Genomic DNA, 486 nt, shown 5'->3' with positions numbered 1-486 from the left:
TGCAGTTACATCAGCTAATAACCTAGCAACGAATGGTGTTGTCCACGTTATCGATAAAGTTCTTCTTCCACCAGAACTTGCGATAGATACATCAGACGAGACAGACAGTATTGCTGCAATTGTTACAGCGGCAGCTGGCGCGTCTATGAATGCCGATCTAACAACTTTGCTAGCTGCTGTTACTGCAGCTGATCTAGCTGGTACTCTATCTGGTGCGGGTACATTCACTGTATTTGCTCCTACTGATGCAGCATTCGCGGCAGCAGGTTTCGATGAAAATAACATTGGTGCCGTCGAAGGTTTGCAAGATATTTTGCTGCAGCACGTTTTGGGTTCAGAGGTCAGTGCATTGGCAGCATACGCAGCTAATGGCTCTGACGTTGCAACACTTCGAGAAGGTTCATCAGTGTCAGTAGAAATTTCAAATGGTGATTTGCTGATTGAAGGCGCTAAAGTAATCGAAACTGATATTAAAGCGAGCAATGG

1 protein-coding gene is annotated in these 486 nt (G+C 45.3%); it reads left to right on the top strand.

What is annotated here, in order from left to right:
- On the top strand, positions 1-486 hold a 486-nt coding region (locus tag A3739_RS07690; protein ID WP_369821096.1), incomplete at both ends, for a fasciclin domain-containing protein.

The organism is Oleiphilus sp. HI0067 (assembly GCF_001635735.1).
The sequence above is the reverse complement of the archived record's forward strand: the minus strand, read 5'-3'. Positions and strand labels throughout refer to the sequence as shown.